This window comes from Neorhizobium sp. AL 9.2.2, assembly GCF_013317225.1.
GTDB classification, from domain to species: Bacteria; Pseudomonadota; Alphaproteobacteria; order Rhizobiales; family Rhizobiaceae; genus Neorhizobium; species Neorhizobium soli.
In genome coordinates this window covers 462,985-476,442 of the sequence record NZ_JAALXU010000003.1, presented here as the reverse complement: position 1 = coordinate 476,442, position 13,458 = coordinate 462,985, and the positions used below count along the sequence as shown (strand labels likewise).

13 protein-coding genes are annotated in these 13,458 nt (G+C 61.8%); 8 read left to right on the top strand and 5 right to left on the bottom strand.

Going from position 1 to position 13,458, the window contains the following annotated elements; translation table 11 throughout:
- Positions 1 to 4: 4 nt before the first annotated feature.
- Positions 5 to 415 (bottom strand): cupin domain-containing protein, encoded by a 411-nt coding sequence (locus tag G6K99_RS09060; RefSeq protein ID WP_174196340.1) that lies wholly within the window; start codon positions 413 to 415, stop codon positions 5 to 7.
- Positions 416 to 541: 126 nt separating this feature from the next.
- Here G6K99_RS09060 and G6K99_RS09055 point away from each other — a divergent pair, with 126 nt between their 5' ends.
- From G6K99_RS09055 to G6K99_RS09020, 8 genes are all read left to right on the top strand, one after another.
- Positions 542 to 1,324, top strand: a complete 783-nt coding sequence (locus G6K99_RS09055) for an ABC transporter ATP-binding protein (RefSeq protein ID WP_174196339.1) — start codon at positions 542 to 544, stop codon at positions 1,322 to 1,324.
- Positions 1,325 to 1,553: 229 nt separating this feature from the next.
- Positions 1,554 to 1,934, top strand: a complete 381-nt coding sequence (locus G6K99_RS09050) for an endonuclease domain-containing protein (protein ID WP_062455266.1) — start codon at positions 1,554 to 1,556, stop codon at positions 1,932 to 1,934.
- Positions 1,931 to 2,818 (top strand): ABC transporter permease, encoded by an 888-nt coding sequence (locus G6K99_RS09045; protein ID WP_174196338.1) that lies wholly within the window; start codon positions 1,931 to 1,933, stop codon positions 2,816 to 2,818. Before G6K99_RS09050 ends, G6K99_RS09045 begins: the two co-directional genes overlap by 4 nt.
- Entirely contained in the window at positions 2,815 to 3,957 is a 1,143-nt protein-coding gene (locus tag G6K99_RS09040; protein ID WP_371816151.1) for an ABC transporter permease, read from the top strand. The genes G6K99_RS09045 and G6K99_RS09040 overlap by 4 nt, the downstream gene beginning before the upstream one ends.
- Before the next feature lie 55 nt (positions 3,958 to 4,012).
- Entirely contained in the window at positions 4,013 to 4,978 is a 966-nt protein-coding gene (locus G6K99_RS09035; RefSeq protein ID WP_092660161.1) for an ABC transporter substrate-binding protein, read from the top strand.
- A gap of 284 nt (positions 4,979 to 5,262) precedes the next feature.
- On the top strand, positions 5,263 to 6,507 hold the full coding sequence (locus tag G6K99_RS09030; RefSeq protein ID WP_174196337.1) for an efflux RND transporter periplasmic adaptor subunit: 1,245 nt from the start codon (positions 5,263 to 5,265) through the stop codon (positions 6,505 to 6,507).
- Between the two features lie 10 nt (positions 6,508 to 6,517).
- Complete coding sequence (locus tag G6K99_RS09025) at positions 6,518 to 9,829, top strand: efflux RND transporter permease subunit (protein WP_113165708.1); 3,312 nt, start codon at positions 6,518 to 6,520, stop codon at positions 9,827 to 9,829.
- Between the two features lie 187 nt (positions 9,830 to 10,016).
- Positions 10,017 to 10,703, top strand: coding sequence for a Crp/Fnr family transcriptional regulator (locus G6K99_RS09020; RefSeq protein WP_062455259.1), 687 nt, complete (start codon positions 10,017 to 10,019; stop codon positions 10,701 to 10,703).
- Positions 10,704 to 10,810: 107 nt separating this feature from the next.
- Here G6K99_RS09020 and ureG read toward each other — a convergent pair whose 3' ends face one another.
- The 4 genes from ureG to G6K99_RS09000 form a co-directional block, all read right to left on the bottom strand.
- Positions 10,811 to 11,422: an urease accessory protein UreG gene (ureG, locus tag G6K99_RS09015; protein ID WP_062582696.1), complete on the bottom strand. Its 612-nt coding sequence runs from the start codon at positions 11,420 to 11,422 to the stop codon at positions 10,811 to 10,813.
- A 42-nt stretch (positions 11,423 to 11,464) separates the two neighbouring features.
- A complete protein-coding gene (locus G6K99_RS09010; RefSeq protein ID WP_244476123.1) occupies positions 11,465 to 12,166 on the bottom strand; it encodes an urease accessory protein UreF in 702 nt (233 codons plus the stop codon).
- A gap of 6 nt (positions 12,167 to 12,172) precedes the next feature.
- Positions 12,173 to 12,649 (bottom strand): urease accessory protein UreE, encoded by a 477-nt coding sequence (ureE, locus tag G6K99_RS09005; RefSeq protein WP_062457838.1) that lies wholly within the window; start codon positions 12,647 to 12,649, stop codon positions 12,173 to 12,175.
- A gap of 102 nt (positions 12,650 to 12,751) precedes the next feature.
- Positions 12,752 to 13,435 carry a TIGR02117 family protein gene (locus G6K99_RS09000; RefSeq protein ID WP_174196336.1) on the bottom strand — a complete coding sequence of 228 codons (684 nt, stop codon included), beginning with the start codon at positions 13,433 to 13,435 and terminating at the stop codon, positions 12,752 to 12,754.
- Positions 13,436 to 13,458 lie beyond the last annotated feature (23 nt).

Below are 13,458 nucleotides of genomic sequence, written 5' to 3'. Positions count from 1 at the left end.
TGGCTCAGTCCACCAAAGCGTCCAGTTCCGGCAGCAGGACCACGCTTTCCTGCTCGTTGGGATCCGTGCGCGCGATGATCGCGGTGCAGGGCGTGCCCGACCGGTTGGCCGGCAGATGCGGAACACCGGCCGGGATGTACATCAGCTCGCCCGCATGCAGCACGATGTGGTTCTCCAGCCGGTCGCCATACCAGGTGTCGGCGGAGCCGGAGAGCATGTAGATCGCGGTCTCATGGGTTTCGTGCAAATGCGCCTTGGCTTTTGCCCCCGGCGGAATGGTCAGAAGATGCATGCAGATGCCCTTCGAGCCGACCGTTTCGGCGGAAATGCCCTGAACATAGGTGAGACCCTGCTTGCCGTCATAGGCGGCGTCGGGCCTGACGATACGGCAGGTCGGTCTTGATGACGTGTCCATTGAAACTCCCCCTCTCCAGCAGAACCGCGGCAGCCTCCATGGCGCCGACGGCCGGATGTGCAGCTCCATGATACCAGAAAACCCGGCCCTTCAAACGATCAGCCACGCTTACGACGGAGCGCGCCCATGACCTACTCCGTCGTCTCCGCGAGAAATCTCGGCCTCACCTTCGAGACCGGCGACGGGCCGGTTCATGCGCTGTCCGATGTCGATCTCGACGTGAAGAAGGGCGATTTCGTTTCCTTCATCGGTCCCTCCGGCTGCGGCAAGACGACGTTTTTGCGGGTGATCGCGGATCTGGAACGGGCAACCTCGGGCGAAATCCTCGTCAACGGCATGACGCCGGAGGAAGCGCGCAAGAGCCGCTCCTACGGTTACGTGTTTCAGGCGCCTGCCCTCTATCCCTGGCGGACGATCGAAAACAACATTGCCCTTCCGCTCGAAATCATGGGGTATTCGGCGGCAGAACGCGCAAGCCGCATCGAGCGGACGCTCGATCTCGTCAATCTCTCGGGCTTCGGCAAGAAATATCCGTGGCAACTTTCCGGCGGCATGCAGCAGCGCGCCTCGATCGCCCGCGCGCTCGCCTTCGATGCCGATCTCCTTCTGATGGACGAGCCCTTCGGCGCACTGGACGAGATCGTCCGCGACCATCTGAACGAGCAACTCCTGAAACTCTGGGAGCGGACGCAAAAGACCATCTGCTTCGTCACCCACTCGATCCCCGAGGCGGTCTATCTCTCCACCAAGATCGTGGTGATGTCGCCGAGACCCGGGCGGGTGACCGACGTGATCACCTCGACCCTGCCGAAGGAACGCCCGCTGGATATCCGCGAGACGCCGGAATTCCTGGCGATCGCTCACCGGGTCCGCGAAGGTCTACGCGCAGGGCACAGCTATGAGGAATAAGACCTGCGTCAGCAAAAAGACCCCTCCCCACCCTCCCCACAAGGGGGAGGGCTTAACTTGCCGCGCCCTCACCAAAAACCGTCTCTGCAGTGGAATATGGACTGAGCGGTGCAGCGTAGTCTCTCCCCCCTTGTGGGGGAGATGGCCGGCAGGCCAGAGGGGGTCTTTCTTTTACCGATCACATCAGCATGTCGCCGGGGTCTTGTCGTTTTTCGAGAAAGGAATTCGCATGCCGCATTCCAACATCGATCCCAGGACACGACGAAGCGCCAAACGGCTTCGCCGCGAACTGACCAAAGCCGAATCCGCGATGTGGACTATGCTCCGCGACTTCCGGCAGTTTGGCGCGCGCTTCAGGCGCGAGACTCCAATCGGTCCTTATATTGCTGATTTCGCGTGGCTTTCCGCCAGAATCGTGATCGAGGTGGATGGCGACAGTCATGAAACCGATCATGGTCGGGCTCACGACGTGCGGCGCGATGCGTTCATGAAGGGACAGGGCTTCACTGTCATGCGTTTCGATAACCATCAGGTCATTGACGGACCGGATTACGTCTTCACGACCATCGAAGCTCTAATCGCGCCTTTTCTGGAAAGGCCGCCGACATGACCACCCAGGACACACTGAAATCCCGCATCCTGCCCGTCGCAACAGTCGTCCTCGTCATCGTCGCGATCTGGTATGTCGGCGCGTATTTTATGAACGCGCCATTCCAGCGCGATCTCGACCGGCGCGCCGGTGTCACCTCCACGCCGATGGAATTCCTCGGCAAGACGATGTCGCAGCCGAAACCGATCCTGCCGGCGCCGCATCAGGTGGCGTCGAATGTTTTCGAGAACACGTTTCTGCGAAGCGTTTCCTCAAATCGCAGCCTCGTCTATCACGCCTGGGTGACGCTCTCCTCGACGCTTGCGGGCTTCGGTTTCGGAACGCTTCTCGGCATCCTGATCGCGGTCGGCATCGTCCACGTGCGCGCGCTCGACCGCAGCCTGATGCCGTGGATCATCGCGTCGCAGACCGTGCCGATCCTTGCCGTCGCGCCGATGGTGATCGTCACGCTCGGCTCGATCGGCATTTCCGGTCTGGTGCCCAAGGCAGTGATCTCCACCTACCTCTCGTTCTTCCCCGTCGCAGTCGGTATGGTGAAGGGCCTGCGCTCGCCGGAACTGATCCAGCTCGATCTGATGCGCACCTATCATGCCAGCGCCGCACAGACTTTCTGGAAGCTGCGTGTCCCCGCCTCGGCGCCGTTCCTGTTTACCTCGATGAAGGTGGCGATTGCCGCAAGCTTGGTCGGTGCCATCGTTGGCGAGCTGCCGACCGGTGCTGTCGCCGGCATCGGCTCGAAGCTTCTCGCCGGCGCCTATTACAGCCAGACGATCGATATCTGGGCGGCGCTGGTTGCGGGCTCGGTGCTGGCATCGCTTCTGGTCGCAGTCGTCGGGATCGCCGGAAAGATCGTCAACCGCAACATGGGAGGAAAGCCGACATGAGCGCGCTGATGCGAACCTCCCTCCTCACGTCATGGCAGGGCTGGCTGTCCCTGGCGCTGTCGCTCGCCGCACTTGCGACCCTTCCGCTCCTCGATCCCGATGCGGTGGCGCGTTTTGCACCGATGGCACTATTTGCGATCTTCGCTCTGTCGATTGCAGGCGCGGTCGTTTCGTTTCTGCCGCTCCCGCCCCTGTTTCTCGCGGCAGCGATCTTCGTCTTCTGCCACCTGTCGACCAGCATCCTGATTTCAGGCCTTTCCGGAAACGAGGGCAAGGCGGCAACCGCGTTCTTCCTGATGATCGCCGCCAACTGGCTGCTGGCATGGCGCTGCGTCAGCCTCCTGTCAGAGATCCGGACCCGTTCCAGGTTTGCGGATGGGCTTCTGGGTCTTGCGATCCCGGCGATCTTCGGCGCGTGGCTGCTGATCCTGTGGGAAGCGCTCACCCGCGGCTTCGGCGTGCCCTTCATCCTCATGCCGCCGCCCTCCTCGATCGGGCTGCGGATTGCAGCGTCGCTGTCGATCCTCTGGGCGGACGTGCAGCAGACCATCTTCAAGGCGGTGCTGGCGGGTTACATCCTCGGCTGCAGCGCGGGCTTTGTGGTGGCGATCCTTGCCGATCGCTTTGCGTTCCTGCGCGCCGGACTGATGCCGATCGGCAATCTGATGTCGGCGCTGCCGATCATCGGCGTCGCGCCGGTCATGGTCATGTGGTTCGGCTTCGACTGGCAATCGAAGGCGGCCGTCGTCACCATCATGACCTTCTTCCCGATGCTGGTGAACACGGTGGCTGGGCTTTCCGCCTCCGGAACGATGGAGCGTGACCTGATGCGCTCCTATGCGTCGGATTACGGGCAGACACTGATGAAGCTCAGGCTTCCGGCCGCCATGCCGTTCATCTTCAACGCGCTGAAGATCAACTCCACCCTGGCGCTGATCGGCGCCATCGTTGCGGAATTCTTCGGCACGCCGATCGTCGGCATGGGCTTTCGCATCTCCACCGAGATCGGCCGCATGAATGTCGACATGGTCTGGGCCGAAATCGCGGTTGCGGCGCTCGCCGGATCGCTCTTTTATGGCGTCGTCGCCCTTGCCGAGAGAGCAACGACATTCTGGCATCCGTCTAACCGTGGGGGTTAGTCGCTGACGATCCGCATCCCGAAAACGGGGGCGGCAACAAAAGAGGGAAACGACAATGAAAAAGATGATCATGGCACTGATGGCGGGAGCGTTCTCGCTCGCTGCATCCAATGCATTCGCCGCCGACAAGCTGACGCTGCAGCTGAAATGGGTCGCCCAGGGCCAGTTCGGCGGTTATTTCGTGGCAAAGGACAAGGGCTTCTACGAGGAGGAAGGCCTTGACGTGACGATCAAGCCGGGTGGTCCCGATATCGCTCCGGAACAGGTGATCGCCGGCGGCGGCGCCGACGTGATCGTCGACTGGATGGGCGGCGCGCTGGTTGCCCGCGAAAAGGGCGTACCGCTGACCAACATCGCCCAGCCTTTCGCCAAGTCCGGTCTCGAGCTGATTTGCCCGAAGGACGGCCCGGTCAAGACGGAAGCCGATTTCAAGGGCAAGACGCTCGGCGTCTGGTTCTTCGGCAACGAGTATCCGTTCTTTGCCTGGATGAACAAGATCGGCTTGAAGACCGAGGGCGGTACGGATGGCGTGACGGTTCTGAAGCAGAGCTTCGACGTCCAGCCGCTGATCCAGAAGCAGGCGGACTGCATCTCCGTCATGACCTATAACGAATACTGGCAGGCGATCGACGCCGGCTTCAAGGCCGAAGATCTGGTCGTCTTCAACTATACCAAGCTCGGCAACGACCTTCTGGAAGACGGGCTCTACGCTCTCGATACCAAGCTGGCCGATCCGAAGTTCAAGGAGAACATGGTCAAGTTCGTGCGCGCTTCGATGAAGGGCTGGAAATACGCGATCGAGAACCCGGAAGAAGCCGCAGAGATCGTCATGGACAATGGCGGCCAGGACGAGAACCACCAGAAGCGCATGATGGGCGAAGTGGCAAAGCTGATCGGCGACGGCAAGCTGGACATGTCGACCTACGAGCGCACGGTAAAGGCGCTGCTCGACCAGAAGATCATCACCAAGCAGCCGGATGGTGGCTACACGACCGATGTAACGACCGCCGCTCTTAAATAAGCAGGGCCTGATCGAGCCGATCTAACCTGCCGAAAACAGTATATGCCCGGCGCGCTGCCGGGCATATTTTATGGGGCGGTAACCATCACTGATCTTGGTCTTGGCATTTCCGCGAGCAGATTGATTTGCGGCGACGGAAGCCGTAAAAACACGGGACATGAATTTGTCGGGTGACGGACTTGTGGCGGCTTTGGGTCGTCACCACCTCATCAGGAACTGCGCAGGGAGGGGCGCGGATCCCGGACAGCGAAATAAAGACCCTCTGGTGCATCGGAAGTCGTCGCATGTTTCGCATTTCGTCAAAGCTCGCGTTGTTGGCGGCGTCCCTCGCCCCTGCCCTGATCACGCTCCTCGCCTTTCCGGCATTGGCGCAGCAAGCACAGCCGACCGCACCGCAGAAGAACCTTCCGTCGATCATCGTGACCGAGGCCAAAACCCGCCCGATGACCGATCGGGTCATCGCGACCGGTACGATCCGGCCGATCGAGGAAATCTACATCCAGCCTCTGGTCGACGGTCTCTCTATCCGCAGCGTCGATGCCGATGTCGGCGACGAGGTGAAGCAGGACGCGGTTCTCGCAACCCTCAACGACGACTCGCTCATTCTGCAAAAAAGCCAGCTTGAGGCAAACAGGGCCAAGGCCGAGGCCGGCGTCGCGCAATACAAGGCGCAGGTGATCGAGGCCGAAGCCAATCTGGCCGACGCCATCCGCCAGCGCGACCGCACCAGAAAACTCGGACAAAACGGCACCAGCAGCCAGAGCCAGGTCGAACAGACGCAGGCCCAGGTTGAAGTCGCCGAAGCACGGCTGAACGCGGCGAAACAGGCCGTTTCCGTCGGTGAGGCCGACGTCAAGGTCGTCGATGCGCAGATCAAGGACGTCGACCTCAACCTTGCCCGCACCGGCGTCAAAAGCCCGGTTGATGGGGTCGTCACGGCCAAGAATGCGCGGATCGGCGCGATTGCCGCCGGCGCCGGCGAACCGCTCTTCACCATCATCAAGGACGGCGCGATCGAACTCGTGGCCGATCTTTCGGAAACCGACATCCAGAAGGTGAAGCTCGGCCAGAAGGCGATCATCACCATTGCCGGCGGCACACGCAAGATTGAAGGCAAGGTGCGGATCGTTTCGCCCTCCGTCGATGCGACCACCCGCCTCGGCGCCGTGCATATCGTCGTCGATGACGAGAGTGGTGCCCGATCGGGCATGTATGGCAGTGCGGAGATCATCATCACCGAAACGACGGCGCTGGCCCTGCCGCTCTCGGCCGTGACCACGGCGCCGTCGGGCTCGGTCACCCGCAAGGTGGAAGGCGACACCGTCAAGCAGGTCAAGATAGAAACCGGCATTCAGGACGGTGGCTTCATCCAGATCGTCAGTGGCATTGCCGAGGGCGACCGGGTCGTCGCCAAGGCCGGCGCCTTCGTGCGCGACGGCGACAAGATCAACCCGGTCCTGCCGGGCTCAAAGGCTGGCGCCGACAAGGCCGAAGCTGACCGGGCCCCGCCCGCCGCTGTTTCGAATTGAGGACGCGAAGATGAACTTCTCCGCCTGGTCCATCCGCAACCCGATCGCACCGCTCCTCGGCTTTGCCCTGTTGCTGTACGTCGGCATCCAGTCCTTCTATGCGCTGCCGATCACCCGCTTCCCGAATATCGACGTGCCCGTCGTTTCCGTCACCGTCGTCCAGTCCGGCGCATCGCCTGCCGAACTGGAAGTACAGGTGACCAAGGAGATCGAGGATGCCGTCGCCTCGATCAGCGGCATCGACGAAGTCCAGTCCACCATCACCGATGGCCAGTCGCAGACGGTCGTCGTGTTCCGCATCGAAAAGCCCACGCCGGAAGCGGTGCAGGATACCAAGGACGCGATCGACAAGATCCGCGGCGACCTGCCGGCCGGCATCGAGGAACCGATCGTCACCAAGGTCGATGTCGAAGGACAGGCGATCCAGACATTCGCCGTCTCATCGCCGAACATGACGCTCGAAGAACTCTCCTGGTTCGTCGACGATACGGTGACACGGGCGCTGGAAGGCCAGGCCGGGATCGGCCGTATCGACCGTTACGGCGGCTCCGATCGCGAAGTGCGCGTCTCGCTCAATCCCGCCAAGCTCGATGCCTATGGCATCACGGCAGCCGACGTGAACCAGCAGATCCGCGGCACCAACGTCAATCTCGGCTCCGGCCGTGGCCAGGTGGCGGGCAACGAACAGACGATCCGCACGCTCGGCGATGCCCGCGATGTGGCGCAACTGGCCGAGACGTCGATCAGCCTTTCCAACAACCGTTTCGTGCGGCTGTCGGAGCTCGGCACCGTCACCGATACCTACGAGGAGCAGAAATCCTTCTCGCGCTTCAACGGCACGCCGGCCGTCACCTTCGCGGTCTTCCGCGCCAAGGGTGCGAGCGAAGTCTCGGTCGCCGAAACCGTCGCGGAAAGCCTCGACGGCGTGCGCAAGGCGCATCCCGACGTTGCGATAGCCATGGTCGACGATTCCGTCTATTTCACCTACGGCAATTACGAAGCGGCCCTTCACACGCTGGTGGAGGGCTCGATCCTTGCCATCATCGTCGTCATGCTGTTCCTGCGCAACTGGCGCGCTACGCTGATTGCGGCCGTCGCCCTGCCGCTGTCGGCAATCCCCACCTTCTGGGTCATGGACCTGATGGGCTTCTCGCTCAACCTTGTCTCGTTCCTGGCGCTGACGCTTGCGACCGGTATTCTGGTGGATGACGCGATCGTCGAGATCGAAAACATCGCCCGCCATATCAAGATGGGCAAGACGCCATACAAGGCCGCACTCGAGGCGGCCGACGAAATCGGGCTCGCCGTCATCGCGACCAGCTTCACCATCATCGCCGTGTTCGTGCCCGTTTCCTTCATGCCGGGCGTTCCCGGACAGTATTTCATCCAGTTCGGTCTCACCGTCGCCTTCTCGGTCTTCTTCTCGCTGGCGGTCGCGCGCCTGATCACGCCGCTGATGGCGGCCTATCTGATGCGCGCCGAAGACGGGATGGAAGACCATCACGACAATGACGGCTGGATCATGCGCGCCTATACGCGCCTCGTCACCGGCACGACCCGCAAATGGTACTGGCGCTATGCGACGCTTCTTGGCGCCATCGCCTTCCTCGCCGGCTCGCTCATGCTGCTGAGCAAGGTGCCCGGCAGCTTCCTGCCGCCCGACGATTCCTCGCGCGTCGTTCTCTCCGTCGAGCTGCCGCCCAATGCGACACTGGAAGAGACCGCCGAGACGTCTGAAAAGATCGACCGCGCGGTTCGCGATATCGACGGCGTCGAAAGCGTCTTCGTGCTCGGTGGCGCATCGCCCAAGGGCGATCTCGAACTGCGTCGTTCGACCGTTCGTGTCATCCTCGAAAACATCGACCATTCGCTGATCAAGACGCTGGTCAACAAGGGGCTGGGCAGCCTGCCGCTGATCGGCTCTTCTTTGCCGAAAATGGAAGAACATGGCCGTACCCGTCCGCAATGGGACGTGGAAAAGGACATTTTTGCCGCAATCCGCGATATCCCGGACGTGCGTATCTCGAAGGTCAACGACCGTGCCGAGCGCGAACTAGCGTTCAACTTCCTCTCCGACAACGAGGCGGACCTGAACGATGCGATCGGGCTCCTGGAATCGCGCCTGCGCGCTTCGCCGATCCTTGCCAATGTTTCCTCCGACGGCGCCCTGCCCCGGCCGGAACTGCAGATCCGTCCGCGCATGGCGGAAGCCGCGCGCCTCGGCATTACGCCGCAGCAGATTTCCGAGACCGTGCGCGTCGCGACCATCGGTGATATCGACGCCAATCTCGCCAAGATCAACCTGGATGACCGGCAGATCCCGATCCGTGTCCAGACCTCACTCGATGTGCGGCGTGATCTAGCAGCGATCAAGGCGTTGAAGCTGAGGACCGCAAGCGGTGCCACGGTGCCGCTCACCAGTGTTGCCGACGTGGATTATTCGGAAGGCCCGAGTTCGATCACGCGCAACGACCGCAACCGCGTCGTGGCAATCGGCTCGGATGTGCCCTTCGGCACGGCACTCGACACGTCGTCGGCCGAGTTCAAACGCATCGTCGACGAAACCAACCTTCCGCCATCCGTTCGGCTGGCCGAAAGTGGCGACGCCAAGGTGCAGGCGGAAATGACCCAGAGCTTCGGCAATGCCATGCTGATGGGCCTGCTTCTGGTTCTGGTCGTGCTGATCCTGCTGTTCAAGGACGTCATCCAGCCGCTGACCATCCTGTTCTCGCTGCCGCTTGCGATCGGCGGCGTGGCGGTGGCCCTGATCGTCACCCAGAACGCGCTGTCGATGCCGGTTCTGATCGGTATCCTGATGCTGATGGGGATTGTCACGAAGAACGCCATCCTGCTCGTGGATTTCGCCATCGAGATGAAACGCCACGGACTGGAGCGTGTTCACGCCATGGTCGAAGCCGGCCGCAAGCGCGCCCGCCCGATCATCATGACGTCTATCGCCATGTCGGCCGGCATGCTGCCCTCGGCGATGGGTATCGGCGAAGGCGGATCGTTCCGCGCCCCGATGGCAATCGCCGTGATCGGCGGCATCATCGTTTCCACCGTCCTGTCGCTCCTCGTTGTCCCCGCCTTCTTCCTCATCATGGACGATCTTTCCGGCCTGCTCGGGCGGATCTTCGGTCGCCTGGTCGGCAAGAAAGAAGAGGAGGATTTCGGCCTTTCCAACGAGGAACTGACCCAGGAGAACCGTGACCTCGGCGAGCGGCTTCGCCGGCTGGAACGCGAAAACGGCATCGACCACGATATGCTCAGCGCCTCTGGCGGCGCCAAGGTCCTGCGGCTTCCGCCTATGGCTGCGGAGTAAAATCACCGGTCCGAGCAAGCGATTCCGGGTGGAGCAGAAGACGTCGAAGGGTGCGGAAATGCAAAAGCGCATCCCGATCGCAAAGAATCTTGGACGATTTGATCGACGTCAAAACGCGCTTCGGAGCACGTGTTAATTTAGAATAATTACATTCTAGGAAGCTCCCCGCCAGAAAAGAAGAACGGACATGGGCAACGGCGACATCAAACTCAACAATCGCGACCGCGCGGTTCTCATGAAAACGCCTTTCATGCACGGCCTGACCGGTAACTCGCTGGTCAAGATGCTGTCGGCGATGAGTGTCGAGACAGTGTCCGCCCGTGACCTCATCGTGCGAGAGGGCCAACGTGCCGAAGCGTTTTACTGTGTGCTGAATGGCTATGTCCGCCTCTACCGGCTGAGCCGAGACGGGCGCGATGCGGATATCCGCATTTCCGCACCGGGAGATACGTTCGGCGAGTGCATGCTTTATGCGGACCGGAAGTATCCCTTTTTCGCCCAAGCCGCAGAGACCTGCACGCTGGTGCGTTTCGACCTGCAGACGGTCAAGGATCTGGCTGAAGAGGATCCCGGTATCTCCCGCGCCGTGATGACGACCCTGTCGCGTCATCTGATCAGCACGATGGACTGTGTTGCCAACGACCGGCTGTTCACGGCGCCGCAACGGGTGGCAAACTACATCCTCAGCCGCTGCCCGGTTGACGGTGGACCGGCAGCCATCCGCCTGCCGTTCCAGAAAAGCCTGCTCGCCGGCATGCTGGGACTGGCTCCCGAAGCCCTGTCGCGCGCCTTTTCGTCCCTGCGCAAGACAGGCGTCACGGTTCGCGGCCGCATCATCCAGGTGGTGGACGTGCAGGCGCTGCGGGAAATCTGAACCGTCGAAGCAAGTAACCCGGTAGGCCGGCCTAAGCAGGCCGGCCACTCGCGTCAGCATGGCTTGCCTCAACGGATCAGGAAACCGCAGACCTCGTCATTGCGATCTCACAGCCCGCCCTGCGTCTCCAGGAACCGCACCACATGCTCGACGCCCTCGCCGCGCTTGAGGTCGGTGAAGACATGCGGCTTCATCTCGCGCATCCGCGAAGCATCCCTGTCCATCACGTCGATATCGACATCGACGTAAGGCGCCAGGTCCTTCTTGTTGATGATCAGGAGATCGGAGCGGGTGATACCCGGCCCGCCCTTGCGCGGAATTTCCTCGCCCTGGCAGGTGGAGATCACGTAGATTGTGATATCGGCGAGATCCGGGGAAAACGTCGCCGCCAGATTGTCGCCGCCGGATTCGATGAACACGATGTCGAGATCGGGAATGCGCTCGTTGAGACCGGCGATCGCCTGAAGATTGATCGTCGCATCCTCGCGGATCGCCGTATGCGGACATCCGCCCGTCTCGACGCCGACGATCCGGTCCGACGACAGCGCCTGCATCCGCACCAGCGCTTCGGCATCCTCTTTCGTGTAGATATCGTTGGTGACGACTGCGACCGAATATTTGTCGCGCATCGCCTTGCAGAGCTTTTCGGTGAGCGCCGTCTTGCCGGAGCCGACCGGCCCGCCGATCCCGACGCGAAGCGGTCCGTTTGCCGATTTCATGAGGACATTCCTTTCGATTGCTGCAACAGCTTATCCCGGTCGCTAGGACCGGAACAGCCGCGAATGCTGTGTTTCGTGGCGAAGCGAGGCGATCTCCGCCTGCACGGCGGCACCGCCGAGATCATCGAGCGTTGCGCCTTGTGCCTTGGTCGCAATCTCGCCAACCAGAGCCTCGAGACCGGCCAGAATGCCGACGCCGTGGGCCTGACCGCACACACCAAGGCGGATGCCGGCTGAGACCGATTGCGAGACAGCCGCATGCAGATAGGCGGCGATTGCGCTCGTCTTCGGCACGCCATGGGCCGCCGAGATGGCGCCGACCGCGATCGGAAAGGGCACCTGTTTCGGCAAAAGCTGCAGCACAGGGTGCGGCCAGGCGATGGCCGCCGTGACGAAGGCCTGGCCGAGCGATAACGTTTCCGCATGACGCTCTGCCGAGCCTACCAGCGCCAGACCGAGTTCGGAGAGGTCCTTCAACGCGTCGGGTTGATCGACAGCCTCGAAAGCGCTCGAAAACAGAACCGCATCGTTCCAGAGCGAACCGTGAAGCAGGATGGTTTCGAGCCAGGATGCGAGATCCGAGGCCGATGTCACCAGCCGATCCGCCACCGCGCGCTCCAGCCCGCCCGACCAGGCAAAGCCGCCGATCGGAAAAGCCGGAGACAGCCATGCCATCAGACGGAGCAAGGCGTGCGTATCTAGCCCCTGCCCAAGCTTACCCTGCAGACCCACGTCTTGCATCATACCGGTTCAGTCATGGGCATGATGACCGTGACTGCCGTGATCATGGCCGCCATGCGCGTGATAGGCGCCGCGGGCCGGCTGGAAGGGTTCGTCAATGTCGGTGACGGTTGCGCCGAGGCCCTGCAGCATGGAACGGATGACGTGATCGCGCAGGATGAGGATACGGCCGTCCTCGATCTGCGCCGACAGGTGCCGGTTGCCGAGATGCCAGGCAAGCTCGATCAGGTGCAGCGTATCGCGCGCCTTGACCTCGAACAGCTTTTCCGGCGCCGCCTGCACTTCCACCGTATCCCCGTTCTCAAGCACCAGCCGGTCACCATGGTGAAACAGCACCGCTTCCTTGAGATCGAGCATCACCATGTCGCCGTTCGACAAATGCAGCAGCTTGCGGCGCAGGTGCCGCAGATCATGCGGCAAGGTGACGACATCCACCGGCGGATCGCTGATTTCACCGGCGGGACGATAGGAATGGATATGCTGCATGAAAGTCTCCTTGAAGGCGGCATAATCACCAAGCGCGATGCTCGGCACAAGGCCTAGTTACGCCCCGGCTGCAAAATCCGTGGCCGGGAAAAGCATGGGCCGTCAATTGAAAATCCGCAGCGACAGCGCCAGCAACTGCGGCAGTGGATTCCACAGCCCCGTACGCAGTCCCGCGGCCCTCAGCGCCCCTGCTGTCCAGGTGTTGCAGCCGACAAGCGCGTTGAACGATCCATGCGCTTCAAAGAAGCGGTCATAGACGCCGTAGCCTGCGCCGGGGATGGGCACGACCTTGTTATCCACCTCCACAAAACTGGCACGAATGAAGTCGGACATGGCTTGGAATTGATCTGCATCGAGATCGAACGCCTGCACGGCCGGATGCGTGTCGTCTATGCCGCCGGCGACATCGACATGCATGACCGAGGAATCGATGGTCAGCGCGCGGAAGGCCGGCATGGGTTTGAGATCCGCCCAGGTCGGCGTTTCCAGATAGAAGGCCCGCCCTCCCCAGCCGATCACCAGCCATTCTGCCGCGGGATCGGCGACGGGAATGCCTGATGCTTCCAGAAACGAATAGGACGCCCGCGTTTCCGCATCGAGCGGGATGACGAGATCCGTATGGATCGGGTTCGAAAGAACCAGAATCCGGCGCGTGTTTTCGGAAGCGACCGGGGGATCCGGCGCAAACAGTGGCCGCGGCACGAATGTGCCAACGGCGACGGCGAGAACGATCAGGATAGCAATGACAGGGATCGCCAGCAGCAACCGCCTTGCAAGCCTCTTCATGCGCCGTTTCCGGTAAGATATTG

Excerpts from the sequence above, each read along its gene's own strand:
- G6K99_RS09060 (WP_174196340.1), bottom strand. The coding sequence starts at position 415 with ATGGACACGTCATCAAGACCGACCTGCCGTATCGTCAGGCCCGACGCC.
- G6K99_RS09000 (WP_174196336.1), bottom strand. The coding sequence starts at position 13,435 with ATGAAGAGGCTTGCAAGGCGGTTGCTGCTGGCGATCCCTGTCATTGCT.
- G6K99_RS09010 (WP_244476123.1), bottom strand. The coding sequence starts at position 12,166 with ATGATGCAAGACGTGGGTCTGCAGGGTAAGCTTGGGCAGGGGCTAGAT.
- G6K99_RS09030 (WP_174196337.1), top strand. The coding sequence starts at position 5,263 with ATGTTTCGCATTTCGTCAAAGCTCGCGTTGTTGGCGGCGTCCCTCGCC.
- G6K99_RS09055 (WP_174196339.1), top strand. The coding sequence starts at position 542 with ATGACCTACTCCGTCGTCTCCGCGAGAAATCTCGGCCTCACCTTCGAG.
- G6K99_RS09045 (WP_174196338.1), top strand. The coding sequence starts at position 1,931 with ATGACCACCCAGGACACACTGAAATCCCGCATCCTGCCCGTCGCAACA.
- G6K99_RS09050 (WP_062455266.1), top strand. The coding sequence starts at position 1,554 with ATGCCGCATTCCAACATCGATCCCAGGACACGACGAAGCGCCAAACGG.
- G6K99_RS09040 (WP_371816151.1), top strand. The coding sequence starts at position 2,815 with ATGAGCGCGCTGATGCGAACCTCCCTCCTCACGTCATGGCAGGGCTGG.
- G6K99_RS09025 (WP_113165708.1), top strand. The coding sequence starts at position 6,518 with ATGAACTTCTCCGCCTGGTCCATCCGCAACCCGATCGCACCGCTCCTC.
- G6K99_RS09020 (WP_062455259.1), top strand. The coding sequence starts at position 10,017 with ATGGGCAACGGCGACATCAAACTCAACAATCGCGACCGCGCGGTTCTC.
- ureE (WP_062457838.1), bottom strand. The coding sequence starts at position 12,649 with ATGCAGCATATCCATTCCTATCGTCCCGCCGGTGAAATCAGCGATCCG.
- ureG (WP_062582696.1), bottom strand. The coding sequence starts at position 11,422 with ATGAAATCGGCAAACGGACCGCTTCGCGTCGGGATCGGCGGGCCGGTC.
- G6K99_RS09035 (WP_092660161.1), top strand. The coding sequence starts at position 4,013 with ATGAAAAAGATGATCATGGCACTGATGGCGGGAGCGTTCTCGCTCGCT.